Here is a 24,818-nt window from a genome sequence, read left to right as displayed (position 1 = left end):
TGTCAGTTCGCCTGGCTGTCGTAATGGACCCAGATGGTCTGGCCCTGGGTAAACCGCGAGCTCGAATTGCCCAGCGAAGCGGTGCGGGTGAAACCGCTGGCCAACATGACGTCCTCGGCGGCCGGTTCAGGAGCGCCTGGGGCTCCTTCGAAGGCAAACCGGCTGCTTGAGAGTGAAGCGGAAGCGAAAAGTGTGGTGCCGGACGACGCCAGTGAGGGGGCAAAGAGTTCCCCGGAGTCGACGGCAAGACTGGCCATGGCGTTGGCAGTGGCGGCATCTGGCTCTGCCCCGGCGGCGGTTTCCGGGTTCGGCATGGAAACGCCTTCGAACAGCGAGGCGAAAGCGTCAAGGTCGGACACGGGCTCTGTCGAAGCGGCTTGGATGGCATCGCCGAAGCTGGGGCGCATGGGCAGATCGGCAGTTGGAAGCGGCGCGGATGGTGTGGCCGAAGCCGTTACGGCGGGCGCAAACCGGGGCCGCGGTTGCGGGATGGGCGCATCGTCGATGCTGGCGATTTCGAGCGTTCCGCCACCCGAGGGCGCGTAGGCCGATGGCGTGGTGGCACGCTGTTCGGCGAGGGCGCGCGACATGGACGGCGGCAGGGGCGCATCCTCGATGTCCCCGGTATCGGCCATGGCGACCTGACGGGTCATTTCGGCGGCGTCGATCACCTGGAACGGGATGTTCCGGGGCTCGGCCGGCGCATCGGCCACCATGGTGCCGGCGATCAGGTCGGCCGGGCGGACCGGGGGAGCAGGAGGCTCGCTTTCGGCGAGTTGGGTTGGCGCCGCGGGGGCGGAAGCCTGAACCGTTTCGGGTCGCGCGGGCGCCGAAGCCACAGCTTGTGGGGCAGGCTGGGGCGTTGAATTGTTGTCGTTGCCACCGGTTATCATGTCCCAGAGCGTGCGAGGACGATCACCGTCGGCAACCTGGATCGCACCGCCGGTCATGGGGCTGCCCGCGTTGCAGGGTACGCGATGGCACCGCTGCCATTCGGCCTGGGCGAGCTGATAGCCTTCCTGGGACAAAACGCGGCCGTTGGACGGAATGTGCATGGTGCGGCCATCGGGGAAGATGTCGCGAAGCTGGGCCTCGGTCATGCGCGGCCAGGCGCGAACCGAACCGGTATCGAGATGCACGAACGGACTGCCCGAAGTGGGGTAATAGCCCACGCCACCGATCTGCTTGCGCATGCCGGCCGCGCGCAGGGTGGCTATGGGGACACCGGGAATGAAAAAATCGATCGCCTTGCCCTTCATGTGCTGGGAATTGTCGGCAACGCCGGACGAATTGGCGGCCAGCATGGCGTTGGTCTGGGGCGAACGGTAGGCGGAAACGATATGGATGGGCTGGGTGGCGCGTGTTTCCTGATAGACTTCCCAGAGCAGGTCGAACAGTGCGGGGTCCATCTCGGCGGGTTCGTTCCGACGCCAGTCGCGCAGAAAGACGTTCAAGCGATCGAGCGCGGACTGGATGAAGCGCCCATCGCGCTTGTAAACGATGCGGATAGTTTCCTTGGTGTGAGTATAATAGAGGTAGATCTCGCGCTCGTTGGCGGCCTGGACCGGCATTGCGAAAGGCAAAAGACTGGCCATTGCGATTGCCGCGGCCAAGATTGCCCGCACGATCCGATCCACTGGTTGGAAACCCCTACGCGTCACGCCCGGTTAGCCCGTTTTTGTGTCAAACTCGACGGCACCCTAACAACAAACTCATGCGAGATTGTTAACGCTAACGGGATGTGTACGCCACCCCTGTGCCCTGCCCATGAATCGTTGCGCCCGGAGGACCGGGCCGATCCTGCCCGAATATCGATCCGATATTATCGGCAAAAGGGGCGTGAGAATGGCGGAAACCTTACCCAAGGCTTAACGGGCGTGCTGGTCCGACCCGTTAAAGCTCAAGCATTTCAATGATCCTGGCGTTGTGCCCGTAGAGATCGGAGAACGATCTCACGGTTCCGTCCGCGTCGATCCGCAAGGTGAAATAGGCCAGATGGACTGGAACCTGCTGGTCCATGTTGAACCAGCGTTCGCTGCCGCCGAGCGTGCCTTCGAGCGATGCGACAGTGAGGCTGGGTTCATGCTGGAGCAGGGCTTCGGCGAAGCCGAACGGATCCTGTACCCGAACGCAGCCATGGCTGAGCGCCCGCATGGAGCGGTCGAAAAGATAGCGGGCATTGGTGTCGTGCAGATAGACGTCATGGGAATTGGGGAAGAGGAATTTCACCTGACCCAAGGCGTTTGACGTGCCCGGCTTCTGGCGCACGCGGAACATTGACGGGCTGGCGCGCGACCAGTCCACCATCCAGGGGTCGATGGCGTTGCCCTGATAGAGCAGTTCCATGTTCTGGCTGGCAATGTAATTGGGATTGCGCGCGACCTGAGGGAAGATTTCGGCGCTCAGGATCGAGGACGGCACGTTCCAATAGGGGTTGGTCACCACGTGCCGGATCATGTCGGAAAACATTGGCGTCTGGTTCTTGGCCGTGCCCACGATGACGCGTGTGTTCCAGACCGAGCGGCCCTCCCGGTTCACGTCGAGGCGGAATTCGGGAATGTTGACGAAGACGTTAAAGTCTCCGAGGTCTTCGGGCATCCAGCGCCAGCGTTCCATATTGGCGACGATATCGCCGCGGGTGGCACCATTTGCTCCGTTGATTGCGGCAATTGTGGCCGGGCCGACGACGCCATCGGGATTAAGGCCCATTGTGGTCTGGAACGCCTCGACGGCCGAAGCAAGTTCGTCATCATAGACCAGAGGGTCGGCGTCCGGCGTGAGGCGCAGGCCCATCCGTTCGCGCAAAACCGGTACGCGCTCGTCGAGCATGCCCAGCTTGATGAGTTTGCCTTCGCCGATGGGAGGAAGATCCTCGATCTCACCGGCGTAGTGGCGGGCCAGCAGGTCGCGCAGAGCGACAAATTCCCGGTGGGTCGGATGGTAGCTCAGCAGCACCCCGGCGGGGTCGGAGGCGGTGGCGACGGCGGAAAAGAGTTCGGCCTCGTCGACGCTTTTGGACGCAACGTCGATATAACCCGACACCGAGCGCGGATCGAGCCTTCCGGTATGGGCATCGTTGGCATAGCGCAGGATGGAGGCGGAGAATTCCGCTTCCAGCGCCGCGAGCGCTGCCGGATCGTTGGCGGCCGCATCGAGCGCTTCCATGTCGATCAGATAGTCGGCCGGATCAAGGCCCTGGAGATAGGCATCCTTGAAGACGGTCAAAATCTGCTCGGCCGCGCCCGAAAAAGCGATGCCGTCATTGCTCTCGGTCAGCCAGAGCGGTTCGAAATGGCGTGCGCCGTAGAAGTAGTAAAGCTGGGATGCATCGTCGGCGGCGCGGCCGGAAGGCGCCTGGGCCATGGCGTCACGCAAACCGTCGCGAATGGTCTTTTCCAGCCCGTTGCGCGGGGGCGCGATCATTATCCGCGTCGCCTGGACGCCGTCGACCAGCACTGTCTCAAACGCGGTGGCCGTCGCGCTGAAACTCAAAAGCGAAATGCCCGCGAATGCTCCCAAAAGGAGCGTTTTGAGCCCGGAGTTCAAAAACTTTTTCATGCCGCACCAAGCCATCGGCGCACCCGCTCGCCCTGCCGGCGAATCTTTTCTGTGCGCGAACCTGGTAAAGTTTACCGGCTTTGTTTCGTCCCGCAAGCAACGTGCCGGCTTCGTGAACGGGTTCGTTGGGTGTTTGCGGCTTTCAGGCAACATTGGTGTCTCCTTCAAGCCCGTACTCCTTGAGTTTGCGGTAGAGAGTCGAACGCCCGATCCCCAACTGGCGGGCGACCTGGGCCATGCGGCCGGCATTGTGATCGATCGCGAAGGCAATGAGGTCCTTTTCGATATCGGCAAGCGGCAAGACGTTTCCGGTCGCATCCAGGAACCTGTCGGGAATGGCAATAGGCGCGGCGTCAGGCATGCGCGGCAGCGCCGGAGCGTTGTCGATATGAACGGGCGCCGGCGGGGTAAAGCTGGAAACGCGGTTGCCAAAAGCGGCATCTCTGCCTTTGTCGGCGGCGAGGATTTGCGGGAAATCCTCGGGCAAAAGAACTGGATGTTCGGCAAGGACCACGGCACGGAACACCGCGTTCTCGAGCTGGCGGATATTGCCGGGCCAATCAAAACCGCTCAGCATCTCCAGCGCCTGCGATGAAATCGCTGTGACCCGTCGCCCCTCTTCGGCGGCGAAACGGGCGATGAAATGATCGACCAGATCGGCGATGTCGTCGCGGCGCTCGCGCAGGGGCGGCAGATAGATGGGAAAGACGTTGAGGCGGTAGAACAGGTCTTCGCGGAACGCGCCGTCGCGGGCTAGGTTGAGCAGGCGCCGGTTGGTGGCCGAGATCACGCGGACATTGACCTTTACGGGGCGCGAGGCGCCGACCGGCTCGATTTCGCCTTCCTGGAGGGCGCGCAGCAGCTTGACCTGGGTATCGAGGGGGAGTTCGCCCACTTCGTCGAGGAACAGCGTGCCGTTGTGAGCCTCGCGGAATTTTCCCGGTGCGTCGGATACGGCGCCGGTAAAGGCGCCCTTGACGTGGCCGAACAGGATCGATTCCACGAGATTGGCGGGAATGGCGCCGCAGTTGACGGTGACGAATGGCTTGCCGGCACGATCGCCTGAACCCTGGATGGCGCGCGCCAGCAACTCCTTGCCCACCCCGGATTCACCTTCGATCAGAACGGGAATGGTGCTGGCGGCCGCCTTTTTGCCCAGCGCCATGGTGCGCGTCATGGCATCGCTTTTTGTGATGATGTGAGCAAAGGAAAAGCTGCCCTCGCGCCGGGCGCGCTCGGCCTTGAGGCTGGATTCGAGCGTTCCGAGCTTTAGCGCATTGCGCAGGGAAATGGTGATGCGCTCGGGGGCGACGGGTTTGACGAAGAAATCGACGGCCCCAAGCCGCATGGCGGAGATGACGGTGTCGAGAGAGGTCTGGGCGGTCTGGACGATGACCGGGATGGCGATGGTTTCCCGCCGCAGGGCCTCGAGCACCGCCATGCCGTCCATTTCGGGCATGACCATATCGAGGACCATGGCGCCGATGCCCGGTCTTGTGCGGAGCATATCGAGGGCCTTTGCGCCGGAATCTGCTGTAAGCGCGGTAAACCCGGCCTTGGCGACGACTTCCGAGGTCAGACGAGATTGAATGGGATCATCGTCGACGATCAGAACCTTATGCATATGCAACGCAACTCCAGCCTACAAACGCCGGCACACGCGAATCGAGAGTGTGCCGATTTGGGGCAGGCTAGGCGCGATCGATTAACAGGGTTTTAAGGGTGGGCCTGCTGGAACATCGGATGCGATGAAGATAATGTCGGCATCACAGCGGGGAATCTATGGAGCGGCGATGCAGCGGACAAAACCCTTGCGGCAGGACCAGTTGGACGGCCTGATCGCCTTCAGCGTCCTTGCGAGAACGCTTAGCTTCCGGGCCGCGGCACGAGAGTTGGGCATTTCGCCTTCTGCCATGAGCCATGCGATCCGGTCGCTGGAGGACCGTTTGGGAGTTGCTCTGTTTGCAAGGACCACCCGGCAGGTCGGGCTGACCGAGGCCGGGGTCAGATTTTGCCAGGCGCTCCTGCCTGCCCTTGATGGCATTGCCGACGCCATCGGCACGATCGAACTGTTGGCGACCGAGGTGTCAGGAGAACTCAGGCTCAATGTACCGATCGCCGTTGCGCCGAAGCTTGTCCAGGACATTGTGGCGCCCTTCATGGCGAAGTACCCGGACGTCCGCGTGGAGGTGCATGCGAGCGATAGTTTCGATCCGGTCTTCCAGGAGGGGTTCGACGCCGGCGTGCGGTTTGGCGAGATGCTCGATCCCGACGCCGTGGCGATCCGGTTGACCGAGCCGTTCCCCATCGGCTGTTTTGGCAGTCCCGCCTATATCGGCTCGCGTGGTGAGCCTGTCGCTCCCGGTGACCTCGATTTTCACACTTGCGTCGGGTTTCGCGGTGCGGACGGACACGTCCAGCCATGGAGCCTGATCATGGACGGCGAGCATCGCGATTTTGCCGTCGTCGGAGGTCTTACCGTCAGCGACGCCACCTCCAATCTTGCCGCCGGGGTCGCCGGCGCGGGGCTCATACACGCAGCCGCGCCGCTGGCAGAGCACTTTGTGTCTTCCGGTGTGCTGGTGCCTGTTCTTGGGCCGTACTGGCCCATGACCTCGGGCCTTTTCCTCTATTATTCCGGACGGCGGCAAAAACTTGCCAAGCTTGCTGCCCTAATTGCCTTCGTGACGGCACGGACCGCTCAAAGCGCGGCCGTCATTCCGCCATCGACGAACACGGCCGACCCTGTAAGATAAGTCATTTCGGGTGCGCACAGGGACAGGGCGGCCCGGGCCATCTCCTCTGCAGACGCAACGCGCCCGAGGGCGTGGACGTTGGATTGAGCCCAGACGCCTACACCAGCCTGCCAGACGGCGTCTGGCGCGTTCTCCATGCCGGATTGGCGTCGGATCATCGGAGTATCGGTGGCTCCGGGACACAGGGCGTTGATGCGGATGTTGTCAGCCGCATATTCGAGCGCCGCGGTCTGGACAAGGCCAACCAAGGCCCGTTTGGATGCGTTGTAGGCAACAAGGCCGGGCCGGGCTCCCTCGGCATTGGCCGAGGAGGTGACAAGGATAGTGCCGCCACCATTCTCCCGCATCAGCGGGATCTGGGCTTGCATGCACAGAAAAACACCGCGCACATTGGTATCCTGGATATCGTTCCAGTCCTCGAGGCGTGTTTCGTGGAAGGGCTGGCTGGCGCTGATGCCGGCATTGTTGAAAGCGATATCTGGTGGACCGAAATGCTCAAGGCTTCGGGCAATAAAATTTGTCACGGACTCGGGATCACGCACGTCGGCGCGGATATATACGGCTTCTCCGCCGGTGGCAGCGATCTCTGCCTGGAGCCCGGTTCCCAGATGTTCGCGGCGCCCACAAAAGCTGACGCGGGCGCCCTCGGCGGCGAAGGCAAGGGCGGCAGCCCTCCCGATGCCTGAAGTGGCGCCGGTAATCATGACGGATTGACCCACGAACCGTCGCTGCTCGCCGGGCACTTTGACGATGTCGGGTCCCCGGCGCAACGCGCCTGCGGCCAGTGCACCGGCGGCGGCGCCTGCTGCACCTGCCCCGGCCAGGGCTCCACCAAAGAACAGACGGCGAGACAGTTTTGGTGCTTCCGGCATGGCAAAGGCTCCTGATTGATTTCAGGCGCCATAGTGTGCGGGGTTGGTCGTGTTCATAAGCCCCATTATTTCGCACGCCCTGTGTGGGTCGCGCGCACAATCGTGCCCGTGGCAGGGGGCGCTTGGCACGCTGGCGCTCAGCGATTAAGGTCGCCGCAAATCCAACCGCCGGAATTTCGCCCATGCCCCTGTCCCAACCGCAATCGACCCATAACCAGTTCGGCCAATTGCCCGAATGGGATCTGAGCGATCTCTATCCCGGCGTTGGGTCGGACGCGCTCAAGGCAGATATGGCGTTTCTCGAAACCGAGACGAAGGCGTTCGAGGCGGATTACAAGGGCAAGCTCGACGGCTTGGCGAAAGAGGGCGGACTGGTCGATGCGGTCAGGCGTTATGAAAAGCTCGATGAGGTTTTCGGGCGGCTGGGATCGTTCGCCTATCTCAATTATGCGCAGAACACCGGCGATGGCGACCGGGTGAAATTTCTGGGCGATACCCAGGACAGGATGACCGGCCTTTCGACCCGGACGCTGTTTTTCACGCTCGAGATCAACCGGATCGAGGATGAGGTGCTCGACGCGGCGTTTGCCGCTAGCGCCGATCTGGCGCGCTACAAGCCGTGGTTCGATGAGCTGCGCAAGTCTCGGCCCTACCAGCTCGAAGACCGGGTGGAAGAGCTTTTCCACGACAAATACGTCACCGGACATGCTGCCTGGAACCGACTGTTCGACGAGACGATGGCCTCGCTCAAATTCGAAGTCGATGGCGAAACGCTGGGGCTCGAACAGACGCTCAACCTTTTGAGCGACAAACAGGAAGACAAGCGCGCGGCGGCGTTCAAGGGATTGTCCAAGACGCTTGCGGCCAACAAGAAGCTGTTTGCCCACATCACCAATGTGATGGCCAAGGACAAGGAAATTTCCGACCGCTGGCGCGGTTATGAGGATGTGGCCGATAGCCGGCACCTTGCCAATTCGGTCGAGCGTGAGGTTGTCGATGCATTGGAAAGGGCCGTTCGCGAGGCTTATCCGCGCCTTTCGCATCGCTACTACCAGATGAAGGCCAAATGGTTCGGCAAGGACAAGCTGGACGCCTGGGATCGAAACGCGCCGCTGCCGACCTCGGATGACCGAATATTTGATTGGGAAACGGCAAAGACCACAGTGCTCGACGCCTATGGCCGGTTTTCGCCGAAGCTGGTGGAAGTGGCACAGCCGTTTTTCGATAGCGGGTGGATCGATGCTGCGGTCAAGCCCAACAAGGCGCCGGGCGCTTTTGCGCATCCGACGGTGACGACGGCCCATCCCTACCTGATGCTCAACTATATGGGCCGCACCCGCGACGTGATGACGCTGGCTCACGAGTTGGGCCACGGTGTGCACCAGCGGCTGGCGGCGGGGCAGGGCGAGCTCATGGCACCCACGCCCCTGACGCTGGCGGAAACGGCAAGCGTTTTTGGGGAAATGCTGACCTTCCGTGCCATTCTCGATGCGACGAGCGATCCCAAGCAGCGCTTTGCGCTGATCGCTTCAAAAATCGAGGACATGCTCAACACCGTCGTGCGGCAAATCTCGTTCTACACGCTGGAGCGCAAGATTCATCTGGCGCGGCGCGAGGGCGAATTGCGGCCCGAAGAGATCGATGCATTCTGGATGGAAATCTCAACCGAAAGCCTCGGACCGGGGATCAGGCTCAACGATGGCTATGAAGTGCTTTGGAGCTATATCGGGCATTTCATCCACGCGCCCTTCTACGTCTATGCCTATGCGTTCGGCGATTGCCTTGTGAACTCGCTCTACGCACAGTATGAAAAGTCCAGTGCCGGGTTTGCCGAGAAATATTTCGACATGCTGAGCGCCGGGGGATCGAAACATCATTCGGAGCTGCTTGCACCGTTCGGACTGGATGCCCGTGATCCGCAATTCTGGTCGCTGGGACTGTCCATGATCGAAAGACTCATTGACGAACTGGAACAAACTCAGCCCTAAAGGGCACCAATTCAGACTCAAGTAATTCAGGGGAAAGCTGCGATGGCCGAACAACAGGTCGCAACTTATTCAGACAAGCCGATCAGCGAAAAGCAGAAGGAAAAGGAATTCGAGGAGCACACGAGCACCTATGCGGCATTCCTTTCCGGCACCAAGTGGAGTGTGATCTCCACGGCAGCAATACTGGTGATCCTGTATCTGATCTTCATCCACTAGACCTCCGGACTCAGGGGGAAGTGGCCATTCCTTGCTGCCGGCCATAAGAGGTAGAGTTTCATGAAAATTGCCGTAATGCGCGAGCGCGCGGGGGGCGAAACCCGCGTTGCCGCGACGCCTGAGACGATCGCCAAGCTCATCGGGTTTGGCGCGACTGTCAGCGTCGAAAAGGGAGCCGGGGAAGCGTCGCGCATCCTCGATCAGTTCTACACCGACGCCGGGGCGAAGGTCGAGGCGGGCGCTGCCGCGACCGTCAAGGGCGCCGACGTGATCCTTGCCGTCCGGCGCCCCGAGGCGTCGGCGCTGACCGGTGCCGCCAAGGGCGCGCTTGTGCTGGCCACTGCCGATCCGTTCGGCAATGAAGCCGCGCTGGCTGCATTGGCCAAGGCGGGACTTTCGGTTTTCGCCATGGAACTGATGCCGCGCATTACGCGGGCCCAGGTCATGGATATTCTGTCCAGCCAGGCCAACCTTGCCGGGTATCAGGCGGTTATCGAAGCCTCGATGGTTTATGACCGGGCGCTGCCCATGATGATGACGGCGGCAGGCACCGTTCGCGCCGCCAAGGTGTTCGTGATGGGGGCCGGGGTTGCCGGGCTGCAGGCTATCGCCACGGCAAAGCGTCTGGGCGCAGCCGTCTCGGCCACCGACGTTCGGGCCGCAGCGGGCGAGCAGGTGGAATCGCTGGGCGCGAAGTTCATCATGACCGAGGCGCTCAAGGATGCTTCTGGCGCGGGCGGCTACGCGCGCGAATTGACCAAGGACGAGCAGGCGGCGCAGGCCGAACTGGTGTCGGGCCACATCGCCAAGCAGGACATCGTCATCACCACCGCGCTGATCCCCGGGCGTCCGGCGCCCAAGCTCATCACCAAGGCGATGGTTGAATCGATGGCGCCGGGTTCGGTGCTTGTCGACCTGGCCGCCGAGCGGGGTGGCAATATCGAGTTGACGGTTCCCGGCCAGACGATCGTTCACAAGGACGTAACGATCATCGGGCTGCTTAACCTTCAGGGCAAGATCGCCGCGACGGCCTCCCAGCTCTATTCCAAGAACCTTCTGGCCTTCCTTGAAACCATGATCGACAAGGACGCCAAGGCGCTCAAGGTCGATTGGGAGGACGAGCTGGTCAAGGCAACGCTCCTGACCCGCGACGGGGCCGTGGTGCATCCGAACTTTGCCGGATCTGCTGCTGCGGCTCCTGCCAAAAAGGCGCCTGCCAAAGCCACTGCAAAGGCGCCGGCCAAGACCGCTGCGACCGGCCAGGCGGCGGCCGGAAAGGCCGCGCCGAAGGCCGAAAGCAAGCCGGCAGCCAAGGCTCCGGCCAAGACGGGGGCTTCTGGCAAAGGCCGGGCGGCCAAGGTCGCGACCGCTGGGGCCGTTTCGGTTCCGGCCGAGGAAAAGCCGGCTGCCAAGCCTGCCACGAAATCGGGGGCGGCCAAGAATGCGGCGGCGCCCAAGGCGTCCGCGGCGAAAAAGCCCGCAGCAAAAAGCGCTGCGGCGAGCAAACCGGCGGCAAAGAGCACAGCAGCCAAAAAACCCGCAGCCAAAAAGCCTGCGGCCAAAAAGACGGATGGAGACGTATAATGGGCGGTGTCGTCGATCCCTTTTTCTTTTTTCTTTCGGTGTTCGTCCTGGCGATCTTCGTGGGCTACTACGTCGTCTGGTCGGTAACGCCGGCCCTTCATACCCCGCTTATGGCGGTGACCAACGCGATCTCCTCGGTGATCGTGGTGGGTGCGCTGCTTGCCGTTGGCGTGGCCAGTGTGGGTGAACCCGGGCCGGCCCGCTGGTTCGGCTTTATCGCGCTGATCCTCGCATCGGTGAATATCTTCGGGGGCTTCCTCGTCACCCAGCGCATGCTGGCGATGTACAAGAAGAAGGGCTAGGACCATGATTTCCGCAAATATCGCGGCCCTGGCCTATCTGGTCGCCGGGGCACTGTTCATTCTCGCGCTGCGCGGGCTCTCCTCGCCCACCACGGCGCGCCGGGGCAATACGATGGGCATGGTCGGCATGACCATTGCCGTTCTGACCACGCTGGCCATCGCAGCGCCCACCGATCCGTTCGCCTGGGTGCTGATCATCGGCGGGCTGGCCATCGGCGGCGGCATCGGGGCGTTCATCGCGCGCGGTGTGCCGATGACGGCCATGCCACAGCTTGTCGCCGCCTTCCACTCGCTGGTCGGTCTTGCCGCCGTGTTCGTGGCGGCGGCGGCGCTTTATGCGCCGGTTGCGTTCGGCATCGGGGAGCCTGACCATATCCATGTGCAGGCGCTCATCGAAATGAGCATTGGCACGGCCATCGGCGCCTTCACCTTCACCGGTTCGGTCATCGCGTTCGCCAAGCTCGACGGGCGTATGAGCGGCAAGCCGATCCTGTTGCCGGCCCGGCATCTGATCCATCTGGGTCTGGGTGCCCTTCTGGTCATCCTGATCGGTGTCTTCTCGGTGACGCAGGATCCGATCCTGTTCTGGGTCATCACCCTCATCGCGCTGGCGCTGGGTGGCCTGATGATCATCCCGATCGGCGGGGCGGACATGCCCGTGGTCGTTTCCATGCTCAATTCCTATTCGGGTTGGGCGGCTGCCGGTATCGGGTTCACGCTGGGTAACACCGCGCTGATCATCACCGGCGCGCTGGTGGGGTCCTCGGGTGCGATCCTCTCCTACATCATGTGCCGGGCCATGAACCGGAGCTTTATCTCGGTCATCCTTGGCGGGTTCGGGGGCGACGATGCCGCCGCGGCCGCTGGCGATGTGGAAGAGCGCCCGGTCAAGCAGGGTTCCGCCGAAGACGCGGCCTTCATCATGGCCAATGCGTCGAAAGTCATCATCGTGCCCGGCTATGGCATGGCGGTGGCCCAGGCCCAGCATGCACTGCGCGAGATGGCCGATGAGCTCAAGGCGGCGGGCGTTGATGTCTCCTATGCGATTCACCCGGTGGCGGGTCGCATGCCGGGGCACATGAACGTGCTGTTGGCCGAAGCCAATGTGCCCTATGACGAAGTGTTCGAGCTTGAGGATATCAACTCCGAGTTTGCCCAGGCCGATGTGGCGTTCGTGATCGGCGCTAATGACGTCACCAACCCGTCGGCCAAGACCGACAAGACCTCGCCGATCTACGGCATGCCGGTTCTCGATGTGGAAAAGGCGGGCACCGTGTTGTTCATCAAGCGCGGCATGGCGGCCGGCTATGCAGGCGTTCAGAACGAGCTGTTCTTCCGCGACAACACAATGATGCTGTTCGGAGACGCCAAGAAGATGACCGAGTCCATCGTCAAGGCGATCAATCACTGATCACCATGCTGACAGCGTTTGAGGCTCGGGAGCGATCCCGGGCCTTTTTTTATTTCAGTTACATCGCTGTGCGTACTTGAGCGGTTCGGCCGGAGTGGCCATGTTGGCGGCAACGTAAAGGATACACGATGACCCAGTCCATTCGCATCGATCTGTTCACCGATGTCGTCTGCCCGTGGTGCCTGATCGGCACGGCGCGGCTCGATCAGGCGCTGGCGACATTGCCCGAGGACATCGACGTCGAGATCCTGCACCATCCCTTCCTGCTCGATCCCACGACGCCGGAAGAGGGGCAGAACACCAAGGAACGGCTAAAGGCGAAATATGGTGGCGATATCGAAGCGATGCAGGCGCGTGTTCAGGCTGCGGCGCGGGACGCCGGGGTGCCTCTGGACATGAGCGTACAGCCGATGAGCTATCCCACCATCAAGCCGCACACGCTGATCCGTTCGGCGGCGCCCGAGCACCAGTATGGCCTGGCCAAGGCGTTTGCCGCTGCATACTTCCTTGACGGCAGGAACATCACCGACGAGGAACTCCTGGCCGATATCGCCACGGAACACGGCTTTGAGCGCCAAGCGGCACTCGACCTAATTGCCGACGAGGCGGAGAACAACACCACGAAGGCCATGGCGGTTTCGGCCAGCCAGCAGGGTATCAACGGCGTTCCGTTCTTCATCTTCAACAACCAGTTCGCCATTTCGGGCGGTCAGCCGCTCGAGGTTTTCCAGCGGGCGTTCCGCGTGGCGCTGGGGGAAGAGGCGCTGAACTAGACGAACCTCTTGCCCGGCGGTATCAGGGATAGAGGCCGCCGGGAGGAAATCATAAATGCTCAAGAAGATCGCTATCGGTGTTCTGGTCTTCTTCTTTGTCGTTTACTGCGGGCTGCTGGCCTATCTGTACGTCAACCAGCGGGCGTTTTTCTTCAATCCGTCGGGAGAGACGTTCGACCCCATCGCCGTCGGCCTCGATGCCGAAATTGTCACCATCCCGACGGGCGATGACGAAATCATCACAGGTTGGTACGCGCCGCCTTCGGGTGAGGAACCGACCATCCTTTACCTCAAGGGCAATTCGGGGAGCTTTTCAGCCGAGTACGAGCGCTTCCTGGCCTTTGCTGCGGCGGGCTACGGCTTGCTGTCCGTCGATTATCGCGGCTTTCCGCTCTCACCCGGCGAGATCACCCAGGACAACATCCTGACCGATGCCATGGGGGCTTTCGATTGGCTGGCCCGACGCGAGGATCAGATCGTCATCTGGGGCCGGTCGCTGGGCGCCTCTCCTGCCGTATGGGTAGCCAGCCAGCGTGAGGCAGGGGCGCTGTTGTTGGAGACCCCGTTCTATTCAGCCGTCAACGTCGCCGCCGAACGCTACCCGTTTGCGCCAGTCGCCTGGTTGATGCTCGACCAGTTCCGGTCCAACGACTGGATCGGCGCGGTGGAGGAGCCGGTGTTCGTGGCGCATGGAACTGCGGATATGACGGTCAGCGTATCGAACGGGGAGCGGCTGTACGGGGAGGCGCCCAATCCCTATGATATCTGGATCGAGGAGGGCGCCGACCATTCCGATCTCTGGGCGCGAGGGATCTGGGAGCGGGCTCAGGCGTTCTTTGCCGAAACGGCTCGGGGAGGCTGAAATGGCAAAATTTCTGGCGATCTATACCGGGACGGCGACGGCCACCGAAAAGGCGCAGGCCGAAGGTCGGGTCGATGAAGCGGCGGGTATGAAAGCCTGGGGCGAATGGATGGATGCCAACGCCTCGCGCGTTGTCGATCCAGGCGGACCGCTCGGCAAGACCAAGAAGATCGGCCCGGGTGGAGTTGCCGATATCACCAATACGGCCGCGGCCTATATGATCGTTGAAGCGCCCGACCACGAGGCGGCTGCGGAGATGTTTCGCAATCACGCCCATTTCACCCATTTTCCGGGCGAGGGTGTCGAGGTGATGCCGATCCTTCAGATGCCTGCCGGCGATTGAGCAAATAAAAACACCGCCCCGGGAGGCGGCGTTTTTCTGCAAATACGTTCATGTCGAACAGTCGCAGATACCAAGAACGTTTCGCGCTTTGCGAAGCCCTCTTAGCGGCGACCGCCGGTTACAACACCAGCTTCGCGCTGTGCACGCTTACGAGCAAGCTTGCGGGCCCGGCGGATCGCCTCGGCCTTCTGCCGTGCCTTCTTTTCAGAGGGCTTCTCGTAATAGTTGCGCAGCTTCATTTCGCGAAACACACCTTCGCGCTGCAATTTCTTCTTCAGCGCTCGGAGCGCCTGATCGACATTGTTATCGCGAACGACTACTTGCACGCGGAACACCCGCCCTTTCGGTTAGAATTTCGGCTGATATCAAACGCCGGAGGCCAAAAGCATTCCAGCGCCGACCGACACTTGCCGGTCACCGTGGCCGCGGTTGTTAACAGAAGAGTCGGGTCTTGTCCACCGGGGAGGCCCGGAATTGGCGCTTTTTGTCAGGCTCTGGGGAGCTTTACGATATTGAGATGACCCATCTTGCGCCCTGTCCGGGCTTCGGCCTTGCCGTAAACATGGGGTTGGATGCCGGAGATGGACCGTGAGGCCGTGGCGAAGATCTCCTCGCCGATCAGGTTTTCCATCACGACATCGGCCAGCCGCGTGGTGTCGCCGAGCGGCCAGTCGCAGATGGCGCGAATGTGATTTTCGAACTGGTCGGTGACGCAAACGGCCTGCGTCCAATGGCCCGAATTGTGGACGCGCGGCGCGATCTCGTTGACCAGCACCTGCGGATCGTCGCCGTCGGAGACGACGAAGAACTCCACGCCCATGGTGCCAACATAGTCGAGCGCTTTGGCAATTGCGCCGGCAATGGCCCGAGCCTTTGCGGCCAGCCCGTCCGAAACGGTGGCGGGCAGGGTCGAGGTCTTGAGGATATGGTTGCGGTGAACATTTTCCGCAGGATCGTATGTCACGACCGAGCCGTCGGTGCCGCGCACCACGATGACCGAGATTTCCTTTTCGAAGGGAATATAGGCTTCGAGCACCAGCGGGGCGCCCGGCGCGAGTTCGGTAAACGCGCCCTCGATATCGTCGGGCTTGCCGATCATGCGCTGGCCCTTGCCGTCATAGCCGAGCCGGGTGGTTTTGAGGACGGCAGGGAGCCCAATGTCGGAGATTGCCGCTTGCAGGTCCTGCAGACTGCCGACCGCGCGATAGGGGGCGACAGCGATGCCGACATGACTGAGAAAAGCCTTTTCGGCCAGACGGTCCTGGCTGACTTCAAGGGCTTTGGCGCCGGGACGCAGGGTCACATTGTCGGCGATGACTTTCGCGGTCGCCAGAGGGACATTCTCGAACTCATAAGTGACCACGTCGACGTCCCCGGCAAAGGCGCGAAGCGCGGCGACATCGTCATAGCCGGCAATGGTCTTGCTGGGGGTTACCTCGAAGGCCGGGCTTTCGGGGTCGGGGCAGAATATATGGGTCTTCATGCCCAACTGGCTGGCCGCAAGAGAAAGCATGCGCCCAAGCTGGCCGCCGCCCAGAATGCCGATGCGGCCGCCGGGCTGGAGAGGGTGGTTTTCAGTCATCGTCCTTTGGAAACTCCGCAACCGCGTTGGTCTGGCGCGCGCGCCATTCGGCAAGCCGTTCCGCAAGGTCCTCATCGGCGAGTGAGAGGATCGAAGCGGCAAGCAGGGCGGCATTGATCGCACCGGCCTTGCCGATGGCCAGGGTGCCGACCGGAACGCCGCCGGGCATCTGGACGATGGAGAGCAGGCTGTCCTGTCCATGCAGCGCCTTGCTTTCCACTGGCACACCAAGCACCGGCAATGTGGTCATCGACGCAATCATGCCCGGGAGGTGCGCGGCACCGCCGGCGCCGGCAATGATGACCTTAAAGCCATCGTCGCGCGCCGTTGTGGCGAAATCGACCATGCGCAGCGGGGTTCGGTGTGCCGAAACGATGCGGGCTTCATAATCGAGCCTGAGCGCTTCGAGTGTTTCGGCTGCAAAACGCATTGTGGGCCAGTCCGACTGGCTGCCCATGACGATGGCGATGGGAGGAGATGAAACCAAGAGCCCGGCCCTCAATTGGCTAAAGCGTGGCTGTATCCGATAAGCCCCCAAGGTTCAAGCCGCCGTGTCCATTGGCGGAGACGGGAACGAAACCATGGCGGTCGCGTTTTTGAATTTCGGGGGGTCTAGACAGACCCGGATTGGGAAACATTTCTATGGAAACGCGCACGCCGGCCAGTCCGGCGCCATCGCCATTGGCCAACCAGCCTCTTGGGGCGATCCTGACCTTCGTTCTGATTGTTGCCGTGCTCTATCTGGGGCGCGGTATTTTCGTGCCGCTCGTGCTGGCCGTGCTTCTGGCCTTTGCGCTGGGGCCGGTGGTGCACGGCCTTCGGCGGGTAGGTACACCCCATATCGTTGCGGTCATTGTCTCGGTGTCGGCGGTGCTTGCGCTGATTTCGGGTGTCGCCTATCTGGCATTTTCACAAATGCTTTCGCTGGCGTCCGATCTGCCGCGCTATCAGGCAACGATCAGCGAGAAGCTCCGGATGTTGCAGGAAACGTTCGGCGGCGGGCGGGTCATTGACAGGCTGGTGGCCACCGTGGAGCGGCTGGGCGCGCAGGTGGAGGCCAGCGCCGAGACGCTGGCCGAGCAGAGCCCAGAACCCATCCAGGTGGTGATCGCCGATGATGGCATGGGCTCGCTCGAAACCGCGCAGACCGTATTTTTCTCCATCATCGGACCACTCGCTTCGGTCCTGATCGTTACCATCTTTCTGATTTTCCTGTTGCTCGAACGCGAGGAGCTGCGCGACCGGTTCCTGAAACTGGCCAGCCGAGGGGATTTGCGCTCGAGCACCGAAGCGATGAACGAGGCCAGCAGCCGTGTCGGGCGGTATCTGCTGGCACAGGCAACGATCAGTGCCGGTTACGGCACGCTGTTTGGGGCCGGGTTGTTTGTGCTCGGCGTGCCCAATGCAATTCTCTGGGGATTGCTGGCCAGCGTCTTTCGCTACATCCCCTTTGTGGGCACGCTTATCATTGCCACGATCCCCATCCTTCTCTCGGTTGCCGTCGATCCGGGTTGGACCATGCTGTTCGGTGTCATTGGGCTTTATCTCGTGCTCGAGGTCACCTCGAACAACATCGTCGAGCCCCGGCTCTATGGGACCTCGACCGGGCTGACCCCGCTGGCCGTGCTGGTGGCTGCCATGTTCTGGGCGACCTTATGGGGACCTATCGGGCTGATCGTCTCCATGCCGCTCACCGTGTGCATCGTGGTCATGGCCCGCTATGTGCCGGGGCTGGGCTTTATCGAAACCATTCTTGGCAGCGCGCCGGTGTTGTTGCCACAGGAGCGGTTCTATCAAAGGCTCATTTCGGGCAATGTCGAAGAAGCGATCGAGCTGGCCGACCGGGAGATCGAAAAGGACGGCATTGCTGACTTTTACGACGATATCGCGGTGCCGGCCCTTCGCTTGGCCGAAGCTGACGTCGCCGGGGATCTCGCCGACCCCTCCCACCGGCATCGGGTTGTCGAGACCTTGGCCGAGGTGCTCGACGACATCGCAGAGGCGACCCCGGAAAATGCCGAGGAGCACGCGCAGGTTCGGGTATTCGGCGGAAAGACCGAGCTCGATCAGGCGATGGCCCTCATGGTGGCGGAAAGGGTGCGTGCACGGGGGTTTTCGGCGCAGGTCATGGCGCCGGTGGCGCTGCGCAAGGAAGGCATAGCGCAGATGGACCTGTCGGAGACCGAAGTTGCTTGCCTGTGCTATCTTGGCGAGCGGCCCGACGTCTATGCCCGTTATGCAGCCCGACGGCTCAAGAGGATCAAGCCAGACATCGTTATCGTTGCCGGCTATTTCCACCCGGACTACAAGGCTGTCAAGGATGAGGGCACAACAGAGGAAATCGACCTTATTGCCCATTCGATCGCGCTTGCCGCGCATGCCGTCGCCTTGGCTCTGGGCGAGGAGGACAGTGCGGTTTCCGGCCGTCCCGAGGCAATTCCGCAATTGCGTCTTGCGGCAAGGGCCGTTTCGGCTCAAGCGGCGGCCGATCCCGATATCGCACGCTCCCTGCGGCGGCTGGCGCGGTCGGCCAACACGACGGTTGCAATGGTGACCGTGGTCCCGCTGACCGACTCAGGCGATGACGAGCCCAGAATGAGCCATGCCGAATATCTGGCTCATGAGGTCCTCGAGCGCTCCGGTACGCTGATTATCGAGGATCTGCAGCATTCACCCTACGCCCATTTACGAACCGTTGTGGAAAGCGGGGTCAGGGCCTATGCGGGCGTTCCCGTCCCGCTCGAGGATGGGCAATTGGGCGCGGTCCTGGCGATTTTCGACCAGGAGCCCAGGCTCTATGACGACGCCCAGGTCGGCCTGCTTGAAAACGCGGTGGCGCCGGTTGCCGCAGAAATCAGAGACCTTTTTGTGCGGCGCGAGGCCGAACAGCAAGAGGCCATCGCATAGGCTTCGGTCTTGCCTCTAGAGCATTTCTGCGCCCCTTTGGATCGCTTCAATTGCTCTAAGTCTTTGCTTTGTCTGAACACGCCCTAATGGGCGTGGCCGTCGTCGAAATCCTCTGTGCCGGCCTGCCAATAGCCTGCGGCCTTGATCCAGTCGGGATTGTGCCCGCGCTCCTCGACCATGTGGGCCCGTACGGCCTTGCTCATCGCGCTTTCGCCAGCGACGAACACGTAGCCGTCACCCTGCGGCAATTGGAGGCCCTGGACGGCACCGAGCAGTTTGTGGAGATCGCCCGGTTCGGCGCCTTCGCGGCTCAGCCAGTGGATTTCGGCGTTGTCCGGCGCGTCGATTTTCTGGATTTCGCCATTGTCGGCGATTTCAATGACGGCGATGGCGCGCGTGGTGCGCGGCAGTTCCTCGAGCCTGCGCGCAATGGCGGGCAGAGCCGTTTCATCGCCAATCAGCAAATACCAGTCGTAGTCACCCCGAACCACGAAAGAGCCGCGCGGGCCTCCCACCCCGATCATGTCGCCGGGCTTTGCGTCTTGCGCCCATCCCGATGCCGGGCCGTCCCCGTGCAAAACGAAATCCAACGTCAGGGTTCGATTTGCGTTGTCGTAGTGGCGGGGTGTGTAGTCGCGCGCTTCGGGACGCTTGCCGTCGGGGAAAGCCAGCCCGTTCTCGCCGCGCGTGGGAACAGGGAAGTCCGTCGTGCCGGCTTCGGGAAAGAACACCTTGCAATGATCGTCATAGGCAAGCGAAACGAAGCTCTCGAAATCGTCGGAGGTCAGCGTTACGCGAGCCATCCGCGGGGTGATGCGCTCGGATTTGAGGACCTTTGCGATCCTGAATTTGAGTTCGTGGCGAACGCGTTCGACGAGGCGGGTATGCTGGGTCATCACAGGTCATCCTCAAGGGTCTTCGAGATGGACCTACAAATGATGATCGCTCAAGTCAACTTAACATAATGTCACGCGATTATATCGGGCAGGACGATGCGCTCGATCTCGACGATCCGGTCCTTGAGGGCCAGCTTGCGTTTCTTGAGGCGCTGGATCAGTGTGATATCGGCCAGTCCCGAGGCTGTCAGGGTATGGATTGCCGCGTCGAGATCGGCATGTTCCTGGCGTTTGGTTGCCAGTTCGAGCCCAAGCCGGGCTTCGATTTCCTTGTCCAATGGCAGCATGCCTCTTTCCCCAACAGGACTCCCGGCCGCGGCCTGATCCACGCCGACGGGATCAAACGGGCTAAACCATTGTCTTTTCGTGCTGTCGGGGGGGAGATGTGCTTGCTTTTTCCCCAACGCACGCCAACCCCTTTCTGCCACAGATTTGCCATTGGACAAAGGGCGCAAAGAATGTGACGATACCGTCGTCCAATGATGAAAGGAGTGGCCATGACCTCACAGACTTACATCACTTCCCTGGAGCGGCGGCATCAGGATTTGGAACGAAAGATCAGCGAAGAAATGCGCCATCCCGCCCGCGATGCGCTGCTGATCGCCGCTCTTAAGCGCAAGAAACTCGAACTCAAGGACCAGTTGGCGCGCGCGCAATACGAGACCGCCCACTAAGGTCCAGCCAGACTTGCGATTTCTGTGAGGCCACGGCGAAAGCTGCGGCCTTTTTTAATGTCCGCGATCAGGCGAAAAACAATCCGGTGATCCCGTCATAGATCAGCTTGAGCGACAGCAGGAAAATCAGGATGTAGGCCACTCTGTAAAACAGGCCGGCGTCGATGCGCCTGACCAGGAACACGCCAAGCGCCATGCCGATAATCGCCACCGGCATGAGATAAAGCGCTGCCTGCATATTGGCGAGCGAAAGCTGACCCAGGACGAAATAGAACGGGATCTTGCTTGCATTGACCACGGCAAAAAAGACCGCATTCGTGCCGGCAAAAAGCGCCGGTGGCAAACGCATGGGCAGCATGTAGATCTGGACCGGCGGGCCGCCGGTGTGGCTCACAAAGCTGGTAAATCCGGCAACCGAGCCCCAGAACGTTCCCCAGGGCCGTGAGGGGGGCAGACCCTCGAGTTTTTTGCGCAAGGGAAGCCAGGCATCGAGTACGAAGGCCAGCGCGATCATGCCGATGGCAAGGCGCACCATGGCCTCACTGACCACGGCCGAAAGCGAAAAGGCGATGAGCGTTCCCACCATGGCGCCGGGCAGCAGGATCCAGAACACCTTCCAGTCGACTTCGCGCCGATAGGCGATCAGCGCGATCACGTCCATGGCGATCAGCAGGGGCAGCATCATGCCGGCGGCGTCGCGGGCCGGCATGACGAGCGTCAGCAGGGGAACGCCAACCACCCCCAGGCTCGCGACCAGACCGGATTTCGACAGGGCAACAAGAAAAACTGCGAGCGCAGCGACAAGAAAGAACGACAATTGAGCTATGGAGATTGGACAGGAAACGGACCGGCATAGCGTGGGCAAATGCCCTCGATGTCAAGTCCGGGATAGCGAGTGCGTTGTCGCGGGTTAAAGCGAAACGGCCCGCTGCGCTGGGCAACGGGCCATTTCGCTAACCAAAGCGGGACCTTCAGTCCTGGTCGTCTGCGTCGGCGCCCTTTAGGGACTTGAGCTTGGCAAAAACCGATTCGGCTTCGCGCTCGGCATCGTAATTGTCCTGGGCAGGGGTGTGCGCCGGCTCTTCGCCTTCTTCAGGCTCGTATTGGGCGCGGTTGAGCGCTTCTTCGGCGGTCATCAGACGTGTCCCTTCGGGCGCATCTTCGGTAATGCCGGCGGTGCGCGCGGCCTTGCGCACTTCCATGTCCAGTTCCATCTGCGTACAGAGCCCGAGGGTCACCGGATCCATAGCGGTCAGGTTGGCGGCGTTCCAGTGAGTGTTTTCGCGCACGGATTCGATGGTGGACTTGGTGGTGCCCACCAGCCGCATGATCTGGGCATCCTTGAGTTCGGGATGGTTGCGGACCAGCCATTTGATGGCGTTGGGACGCTCGTGGCGCCGCGATGTCGGCGTGTAGCGCGGGCCGCGGCGCTTGGGTGCTGCCACCTTGACCTTGGGCTCGGAAATTTTCAGCCTGTAGTTCTCGTCGGCTTCACCCTTGGCGATCTCCTCGCGGTTGAGCTGTCCGTTCTGAATCGGGTTCACGCCGCGAATGCCGCCGGCGACGTCGCCATCGGCGATGCCCTGGACCTCCAGCGGATGCAGGGTGCAGAAATCGGCGATCTGCTTGAAGGTCAGCCCGGTGTTCTCGACCAGCCAGACGGCGGTCGCCTTGGGCATGAGCAATTGTGTGGCCATGGGTAAATCTCTCCTGTGCTGCGGCCCGGTGTTCCTCCAGGCCGCCCGCCTCGCCGAATTTGGATGAGGGGGAATTTGGCGCTCAATATAAGGGCCAAACGCCGATCATGCAATCGGCAATCACACAGCGCCGGTCTCCAGCGGGTCGGGACTGCCGGCCGGTTCGCTCTGCGGGGTCGGTTCGGGCGGATAGCCGTTAATGACCAGATCGAGTATTTCGGTGTCGCGCATGCCGCGCAGGTTGAGATGGTCGGCATCTTCCACCGACATGAACACCCCGTGCGGAGCCACCGCGAACAGGCGACGGCCGAGAAAGGCGGGAACCACCGTGTCGCGTTCGCCATGCACGATCACTATGGTGTCGGCTTGGCTGCCCGCAATGCGCCGCGCGGAAAAGAAGGTGTCGCGGACCAACTGGCCCGGCAGGAAGGGCATCGTAGCCGCAACGACATCGGGCAGCGATGAAAAGGGTGCCTCAAGGACAAGGGCCTGGCTGGGATAGCGTTCGGACATGGCAACGGCGACACCGGTTCCCAGCGAGTGGCCGATAAAGACCAGCCGGCTGCCGGGCGCATGGGTGCGTGCATAGTCGATGGCTGCCTCGGCGTCGAGCAGCAGGCCCTCTTCGCTCGGCGTCCCGGTCGAGCCCGGATAACCGCGATAGGCAAAGGAAAGGACGCCAAAGCCGGCGCCGGCCCATGGGGCGCTGCCAAATCGCACCGCCTGGGGTTCGGGTACGCTACCATTGCCGTGGAAGGCAACGATCATCGGGGCGCCTTCGAGCGGGGGCTTGAAATAGGCCTTGAGCCTTTCACCATCGGCGGTCTCGAGCGTTACGCGCTCGAAATCGGGGCCGACCATGGCGGCAAAGGGCAGGGCATTTACGAAGCGGCGGGGGAAGACCATCTCGCGCTGGAAGGTATAGGCAACGGCCACCACCAGCAGATAGAGGATCAGGGAGGCAAGCACGAGGCCGCCGACTAGGCGCAGGGTCGTCTGGTTCATCCAGCCTTCAATCAAGATATCGAACACACCGGTCGCGCCCCCGGACGCTCCAAAATCATCGCAAGAGAGATGTCTGGCAAGTGTGGTCGTGATGTTTGACGCAATCGTGACCGATCCGTTGCCAAACCGTCACAACAGTTCGGGTGTGTGGTTGTCGATCGTCAGGACGATCTTGCCGTAATGGTCGGAGGCTTCCATGGCGCGGTGAGCGTCGGCCGCGCTTTTGAGCGGAAACGTCCTGATGCGCGGCGGCACGATTTTCCCTGCCTCGATGGCCGGCCATATTCTGGCGGCGAGCCCCTGGGCAAATCGGGCCTTGGTTGCGGCGGTCTGCGGACGCAGGGTCGATCCTGAGAGGGTGAGCGCGTTCATGAGTACCAGGCCGAGATTGATTTCGGCTTTCGCGCCGCCCCGTATGGCCAGTTGAATGACGTGGCCGCCATAGGCGCAGGCCTTGAGGTTGCGGTTGGCGTACTCGCTGCCGATGATGTCGATGACGATATCGGCGCCCCGCCCGTCGGTCAGGACTTTTGTGCGTTCGACGAAGTCCTCGTTGGTGTAGTCGATAGTGTGGGCTGCTCCCATGGCGCGGGCGTAGTCGGCCTTTTGCGCGCTGGAGACCGTTGCGATCGGAGTCGCGCCGAAAAGGCGGCAAAGCTGGATCGCGCTGGCGCCGATACCACCCGAACCGCCATGAATGAGGACTGTCCGACCGGTTGCCAGCCCGGCCCGTTCGATGAGTGTTTGCTGCAGCGTGAAAAAGGTCTCCGGCAACGTTGCCGCTTCGATGTGCGACCAGGTTTTGGGCTTGGGCAGCACCTGGCCGGCGGGAACGGCGACATAGGCGGCATAGCCGCCGCCATTGCAGAGCGCGACAACCTCGTCGCCGAGCGCAAAGCGCGTTTCGTCTTCGCCCAGGGCCGCAACGATGCCCGAGACTTCGAGGCCGGGAAGCGGTGAGGAGTCGGCGGGGGGCGGATAGGCGCCCTGACGTTGGGAGATGTCAGGACCGTTGATCCCGGCCGCAGAGACGGCGATCAGCACTTCTCCTGGCTTGGGTCGGGGTGTGGCGACAATTTTTTGTTCAAGAACCTCGGGGCCGCCCGGCGCCGAAATTTCAATCGCTTGCATCTGGTCTGGAATAGTCATGGACGCCATCTTAATCGCGCGCCAGAATGGGCCAAGAGCAAATTTGAGGAGATCAGCATGGAAGACGATGGTGTACGCCGCATGCCGGTCCATGAGGTGGGCATGCCTCTCGAGACGCTGTCGGTCGATGAACTTCAGGACCGCATCGAAATCCTGAAGGCTGAAATTGCGCGTCTGGAAACGGCTATTGAAGGCAAGACCGCCAGCCGCAATGCGGCTGACGCCGTGTTCAAGTTCTGAGGG

25 protein-coding genes are annotated in these 24,818 nt (G+C 61.8%); 12 read left to right on the top strand and 13 right to left on the bottom strand.

What is annotated here, in order from left to right; all coding sequences use genetic code 11:
- Positions 1 to 2: 2 nt before the first annotated feature.
- The 3 genes from KKY_RS19655 to KKY_RS12210 form a co-directional block, all read right to left on the bottom strand.
- Positions 3 to 1,625, bottom strand: a complete 1,623-nt coding sequence (locus KKY_RS19655) for a peptidoglycan L,D-endopeptidase MepK (protein ID WP_148264176.1) — start codon at positions 1,623 to 1,625, stop codon at positions 3 to 5.
- A 268-nt stretch (positions 1,626 to 1,893) separates the two neighbouring features.
- Positions 1,894 to 3,558, bottom strand: coding sequence for a L,D-transpeptidase family protein (locus tag KKY_RS12215; RefSeq protein ID WP_014131668.1), 1,665 nt, complete (start codon positions 3,556 to 3,558; stop codon positions 1,894 to 1,896).
- A gap of 142 nt (positions 3,559 to 3,700) precedes the next feature.
- Positions 3,701 to 5,182 carry a sigma-54-dependent transcriptional regulator gene (locus tag KKY_RS12210; RefSeq protein WP_014131666.1) on the bottom strand — a complete coding sequence of 494 codons (1,482 nt, stop codon included), beginning with the start codon at positions 5,180 to 5,182 and terminating at the stop codon, positions 3,701 to 3,703.
- 169 nt (positions 5,183 to 5,351) lie between these two features.
- Between KKY_RS12210 and KKY_RS12205 the strand changes: the two genes are divergently transcribed.
- Positions 5,352 to 6,314, top strand: a complete 963-nt coding sequence (locus tag KKY_RS12205) for a LysR substrate-binding domain-containing protein (RefSeq protein ID WP_014131665.1) — start codon at positions 5,352 to 5,354, stop codon at positions 6,312 to 6,314.
- Here KKY_RS12205 and KKY_RS12200 read toward each other — a convergent pair.
- Positions 6,260 to 7,186, bottom strand: coding sequence for an SDR family NAD(P)-dependent oxidoreductase (locus KKY_RS12200; RefSeq protein WP_041528744.1), 927 nt, complete (start codon positions 7,184 to 7,186; stop codon positions 6,260 to 6,262). The genes KKY_RS12205 and KKY_RS12200 overlap by 55 nt on opposite strands.
- 182 nt (positions 7,187 to 7,368) lie before the next feature.
- On the opposite strand from KKY_RS12200, the gene KKY_RS12195 reads away from it, so the two are divergent.
- The 8 genes from KKY_RS12195 (at position 7,369) to KKY_RS12165 (ending at position 14,665) form a co-directional block, all read left to right on the top strand.
- Positions 7,369 to 9,174 (top strand): M3 family oligoendopeptidase, encoded by a 1,806-nt coding sequence (locus tag KKY_RS12195; RefSeq protein ID WP_014131664.1) that lies wholly within the window; start codon positions 7,369 to 7,371, stop codon positions 9,172 to 9,174.
- Between the two features lie 42 nt (positions 9,175 to 9,216).
- Positions 9,217 to 9,390, top strand: coding sequence for an aa3-type cytochrome c oxidase subunit IV (locus KKY_RS20040; RefSeq protein WP_014131663.1), 174 nt, complete (start codon positions 9,217 to 9,219; stop codon positions 9,388 to 9,390).
- Between the two features lie 60 nt (positions 9,391 to 9,450).
- Positions 9,451 to 10,974, top strand: coding sequence for a Re/Si-specific NAD(P)(+) transhydrogenase subunit alpha (locus tag KKY_RS12190; protein WP_014131662.1), 1,524 nt, complete (start codon positions 9,451 to 9,453; stop codon positions 10,972 to 10,974).
- Positions 10,974 to 11,276, top strand: coding sequence for a proton-translocating transhydrogenase family protein (locus tag KKY_RS12185; protein ID WP_014131661.1), 303 nt, complete (start codon positions 10,974 to 10,976; stop codon positions 11,274 to 11,276). The genes KKY_RS12190 and KKY_RS12185 overlap by 1 nt, the downstream gene beginning before the upstream one ends.
- 7 nt (positions 11,277 to 11,283) lie before the next feature.
- On the top strand, positions 11,284 to 12,687 hold the full coding sequence (locus KKY_RS12180) for an NAD(P)(+) transhydrogenase (Re/Si-specific) subunit beta (RefSeq protein ID WP_041529393.1): 1,404 nt from the start codon (positions 11,284 to 11,286) through the stop codon (positions 12,685 to 12,687).
- A gap of 128 nt (positions 12,688 to 12,815) precedes the next feature.
- A complete protein-coding gene (locus KKY_RS12175; RefSeq protein ID WP_014131659.1) occupies positions 12,816 to 13,460 on the top strand; it encodes a DsbA family oxidoreductase in 645 nt (214 codons plus the stop codon).
- Between the two features lie 55 nt (positions 13,461 to 13,515).
- On the top strand, positions 13,516 to 14,322 hold the full coding sequence (locus tag KKY_RS12170; RefSeq protein ID WP_014131658.1) for an alpha/beta hydrolase: 807 nt from the start codon (positions 13,516 to 13,518) through the stop codon (positions 14,320 to 14,322).
- A gap of 1 nt (position 14,323) precedes the next feature.
- A complete protein-coding gene (locus tag KKY_RS12165; RefSeq protein ID WP_014131657.1) occupies positions 14,324 to 14,665 on the top strand; it encodes a hypothetical protein in 342 nt (113 codons plus the stop codon).
- A gap of 101 nt (positions 14,666 to 14,766) precedes the next feature.
- On the opposite strand, the gene rpsU is transcribed toward KKY_RS12165, so the two are convergent.
- The 3 genes from rpsU to purE all read right to left on the bottom strand — a co-directional run bounded on the left by rpsU (position 14,767) and on the right by purE (position 16,704).
- Positions 14,767 to 14,991: a 30S ribosomal protein S21 gene (gene rpsU / locus KKY_RS12160; protein ID WP_041529391.1), complete on the bottom strand. Its 225-nt coding sequence runs from the start codon at positions 14,989 to 14,991 to the stop codon at positions 14,767 to 14,769.
- Between the two features lie 161 nt (positions 14,992 to 15,152).
- The gene (locus tag KKY_RS12155) at positions 15,153 to 16,247 is read right to left on the bottom strand and encodes a 5-(carboxyamino)imidazole ribonucleotide synthase (protein ID WP_014131655.1); all 1,095 of its coding nucleotides are present in this window, start codon (positions 16,245 to 16,247) and stop codon (positions 15,153 to 15,155) included.
- A complete protein-coding gene (gene purE / locus KKY_RS12150) occupies positions 16,240 to 16,704 on the bottom strand; it encodes a 5-(carboxyamino)imidazole ribonucleotide mutase (RefSeq protein ID WP_041528743.1) in 465 nt (154 codons plus the stop codon). Before purE ends, KKY_RS12155 begins: the two co-directional genes overlap by 8 nt.
- 185 nt (positions 16,705 to 16,889) lie before the next feature.
- Here purE and KKY_RS12145 point away from each other — a divergent pair, with 185 nt between their 5' ends.
- Positions 16,890 to 19,154 (top strand): AI-2E family transporter, encoded by a 2,265-nt coding sequence (locus KKY_RS12145; protein WP_014131653.1) that lies wholly within the window; start codon positions 16,890 to 16,892, stop codon positions 19,152 to 19,154.
- 83 nt (positions 19,155 to 19,237) lie between these two features.
- On the opposite strand, the gene KKY_RS12140 is transcribed toward KKY_RS12145, so the two are convergent.
- Positions 19,238 to 20,050: a siderophore-interacting protein gene (locus KKY_RS12140; protein ID WP_014131652.1), complete on the bottom strand. Its 813-nt coding sequence runs from the start codon at positions 20,048 to 20,050 to the stop codon at positions 19,238 to 19,240.
- Between the two features lie 71 nt (positions 20,051 to 20,121).
- Positions 20,122 to 20,337: a YdcH family protein gene (locus KKY_RS12135; protein WP_014131651.1), complete on the bottom strand. Its 216-nt coding sequence runs from the start codon at positions 20,335 to 20,337 to the stop codon at positions 20,122 to 20,124.
- A gap of 210 nt (positions 20,338 to 20,547) precedes the next feature.
- Here KKY_RS12135 and KKY_RS12130 point away from each other — a divergent pair, with 210 nt between their 5' ends.
- Positions 20,548 to 20,724 carry a YdcH family protein gene (locus tag KKY_RS12130; protein ID WP_014131650.1) on the top strand — a complete coding sequence of 59 codons (177 nt, stop codon included), beginning with the start codon at positions 20,548 to 20,550 and terminating at the stop codon, positions 20,722 to 20,724.
- Positions 20,725 to 20,791: 67 nt separating this feature from the next.
- Here KKY_RS12130 and KKY_RS12125 read toward each other — a convergent pair whose 3' ends face one another.
- From KKY_RS12125 to KKY_RS12110, 4 genes are all read right to left on the bottom strand, one after another.
- Positions 20,792 to 21,541: a sulfite exporter TauE/SafE family protein gene (locus KKY_RS12125; RefSeq protein WP_014131649.1), complete on the bottom strand. Its 750-nt coding sequence runs from the start codon at positions 21,539 to 21,541 to the stop codon at positions 20,792 to 20,794.
- Between the two features lie 154 nt (positions 21,542 to 21,695).
- On the bottom strand, positions 21,696 to 22,421 hold the full coding sequence (locus KKY_RS12120; protein ID WP_014131648.1) for a DUF1013 domain-containing protein: 726 nt from the start codon (positions 22,419 to 22,421) through the stop codon (positions 21,696 to 21,698).
- A 120-nt stretch (positions 22,422 to 22,541) separates the two neighbouring features.
- Entirely contained in the window at positions 22,542 to 23,453 is a 912-nt protein-coding gene (locus KKY_RS12115) for an alpha/beta hydrolase (protein WP_014131647.1), read from the bottom strand.
- Positions 23,454 to 23,555: 102 nt separating this feature from the next.
- A complete protein-coding gene (locus KKY_RS12110; RefSeq protein WP_050811814.1) occupies positions 23,556 to 24,575 on the bottom strand; it encodes an NAD(P)H-quinone oxidoreductase in 1,020 nt (339 codons plus the stop codon).
- Positions 24,576 to 24,632: 57 nt separating this feature from the next.
- Here KKY_RS12110 and KKY_RS12105 point away from each other — a divergent pair, with 57 nt between their 5' ends.
- Entirely contained in the window at positions 24,633 to 24,815 is a 183-nt protein-coding gene (locus KKY_RS12105; protein ID WP_014131645.1) for a DUF1192 domain-containing protein, read from the top strand.
- Positions 24,816 to 24,818: the final 3 nt, after the last annotated feature.

The organism is Pelagibacterium halotolerans B2 (assembly GCF_000230555.1).
Classification (GTDB): Bacteria; Pseudomonadota; Alphaproteobacteria; order Rhizobiales; family Devosiaceae; genus Pelagibacterium; species Pelagibacterium halotolerans.
Note: the sequence above shows the minus strand (reverse complement) of the source record. Positions and strands in the feature narration are given on the sequence as shown.

What these genes read in the sequence shown, in the direction of transcription:
- KKY_RS12215 (WP_014131668.1), bottom strand. Translation starts at nt 3,558, where the DNA reads ATGAAAAAGTTTTTGAACTCCGGGCTCAAAACGCTCCTTTTGGGAGCA.
- KKY_RS12210 (WP_014131666.1), bottom strand. Translation starts at nt 5,182, where the DNA reads ATGCATAAGGTTCTGATCGTCGACGATGATCCCATTCAATCTCGTCTG.
- KKY_RS12205 (WP_014131665.1), top strand. Translation starts at nt 5,352, where the DNA reads ATGCAGCGGACAAAACCCTTGCGGCAGGACCAGTTGGACGGCCTGATC.
- KKY_RS12200 (WP_041528744.1), bottom strand. Translation starts at nt 7,186, where the DNA reads ATGCCGGAAGCACCAAAACTGTCTCGCCGTCTGTTCTTTGGTGGAGCC.
- KKY_RS12195 (WP_014131664.1), top strand. Translation starts at nt 7,369, where the DNA reads ATGCCCCTGTCCCAACCGCAATCGACCCATAACCAGTTCGGCCAATTG.
- KKY_RS20040 (WP_014131663.1), top strand. Translation starts at nt 9,217, where the DNA reads ATGGCCGAACAACAGGTCGCAACTTATTCAGACAAGCCGATCAGCGAA.
- KKY_RS12190 (WP_014131662.1), top strand. Translation starts at nt 9,451, where the DNA reads ATGAAAATTGCCGTAATGCGCGAGCGCGCGGGGGGCGAAACCCGCGTT.
- KKY_RS12185 (WP_014131661.1), top strand. Translation starts at nt 10,974, where the DNA reads ATGGGCGGTGTCGTCGATCCCTTTTTCTTTTTTCTTTCGGTGTTCGTC.
- KKY_RS12175 (WP_014131659.1), top strand. Translation starts at nt 12,816, where the DNA reads ATGACCCAGTCCATTCGCATCGATCTGTTCACCGATGTCGTCTGCCCG.
- KKY_RS12170 (WP_014131658.1), top strand. Translation starts at nt 13,516, where the DNA reads ATGCTCAAGAAGATCGCTATCGGTGTTCTGGTCTTCTTCTTTGTCGTT.
- KKY_RS12165 (WP_014131657.1), top strand. Translation starts at nt 14,324, where the DNA reads ATGGCAAAATTTCTGGCGATCTATACCGGGACGGCGACGGCCACCGAA.
- KKY_RS12155 (WP_014131655.1), bottom strand. Translation starts at nt 16,247, where the DNA reads ATGACTGAAAACCACCCTCTCCAGCCCGGCGGCCGCATCGGCATTCTG.
- purE (WP_041528743.1), bottom strand. Translation starts at nt 16,704, where the DNA reads ATGGGCAGCCAGTCGGACTGGCCCACAATGCGTTTTGCAGCCGAAACA.
- KKY_RS12145 (WP_014131653.1), top strand. Translation starts at nt 16,890, where the DNA reads ATGGAAACGCGCACGCCGGCCAGTCCGGCGCCATCGCCATTGGCCAAC.
- KKY_RS12140 (WP_014131652.1), bottom strand. Translation starts at nt 20,050, where the DNA reads ATGACCCAGCATACCCGCCTCGTCGAACGCGTTCGCCACGAACTCAAA.
- KKY_RS12135 (WP_014131651.1), bottom strand. Translation starts at nt 20,337, where the DNA reads ATGCTGCCATTGGACAAGGAAATCGAAGCCCGGCTTGGGCTCGAACTG.
- KKY_RS12130 (WP_014131650.1), top strand. Translation starts at nt 20,548, where the DNA reads ATGACCTCACAGACTTACATCACTTCCCTGGAGCGGCGGCATCAGGAT.
- KKY_RS12120 (WP_014131648.1), bottom strand. Translation starts at nt 22,421, where the DNA reads ATGGCCACACAATTGCTCATGCCCAAGGCGACCGCCGTCTGGCTGGTC.
- KKY_RS12110 (WP_050811814.1), bottom strand. Translation starts at nt 24,575, where the DNA reads ATGACTATTCCAGACCAGATGCAAGCGATTGAAATTTCGGCGCCGGGC.
- KKY_RS12105 (WP_014131645.1), top strand. Translation starts at nt 24,633, where the DNA reads ATGGAAGACGATGGTGTACGCCGCATGCCGGTCCATGAGGTGGGCATG.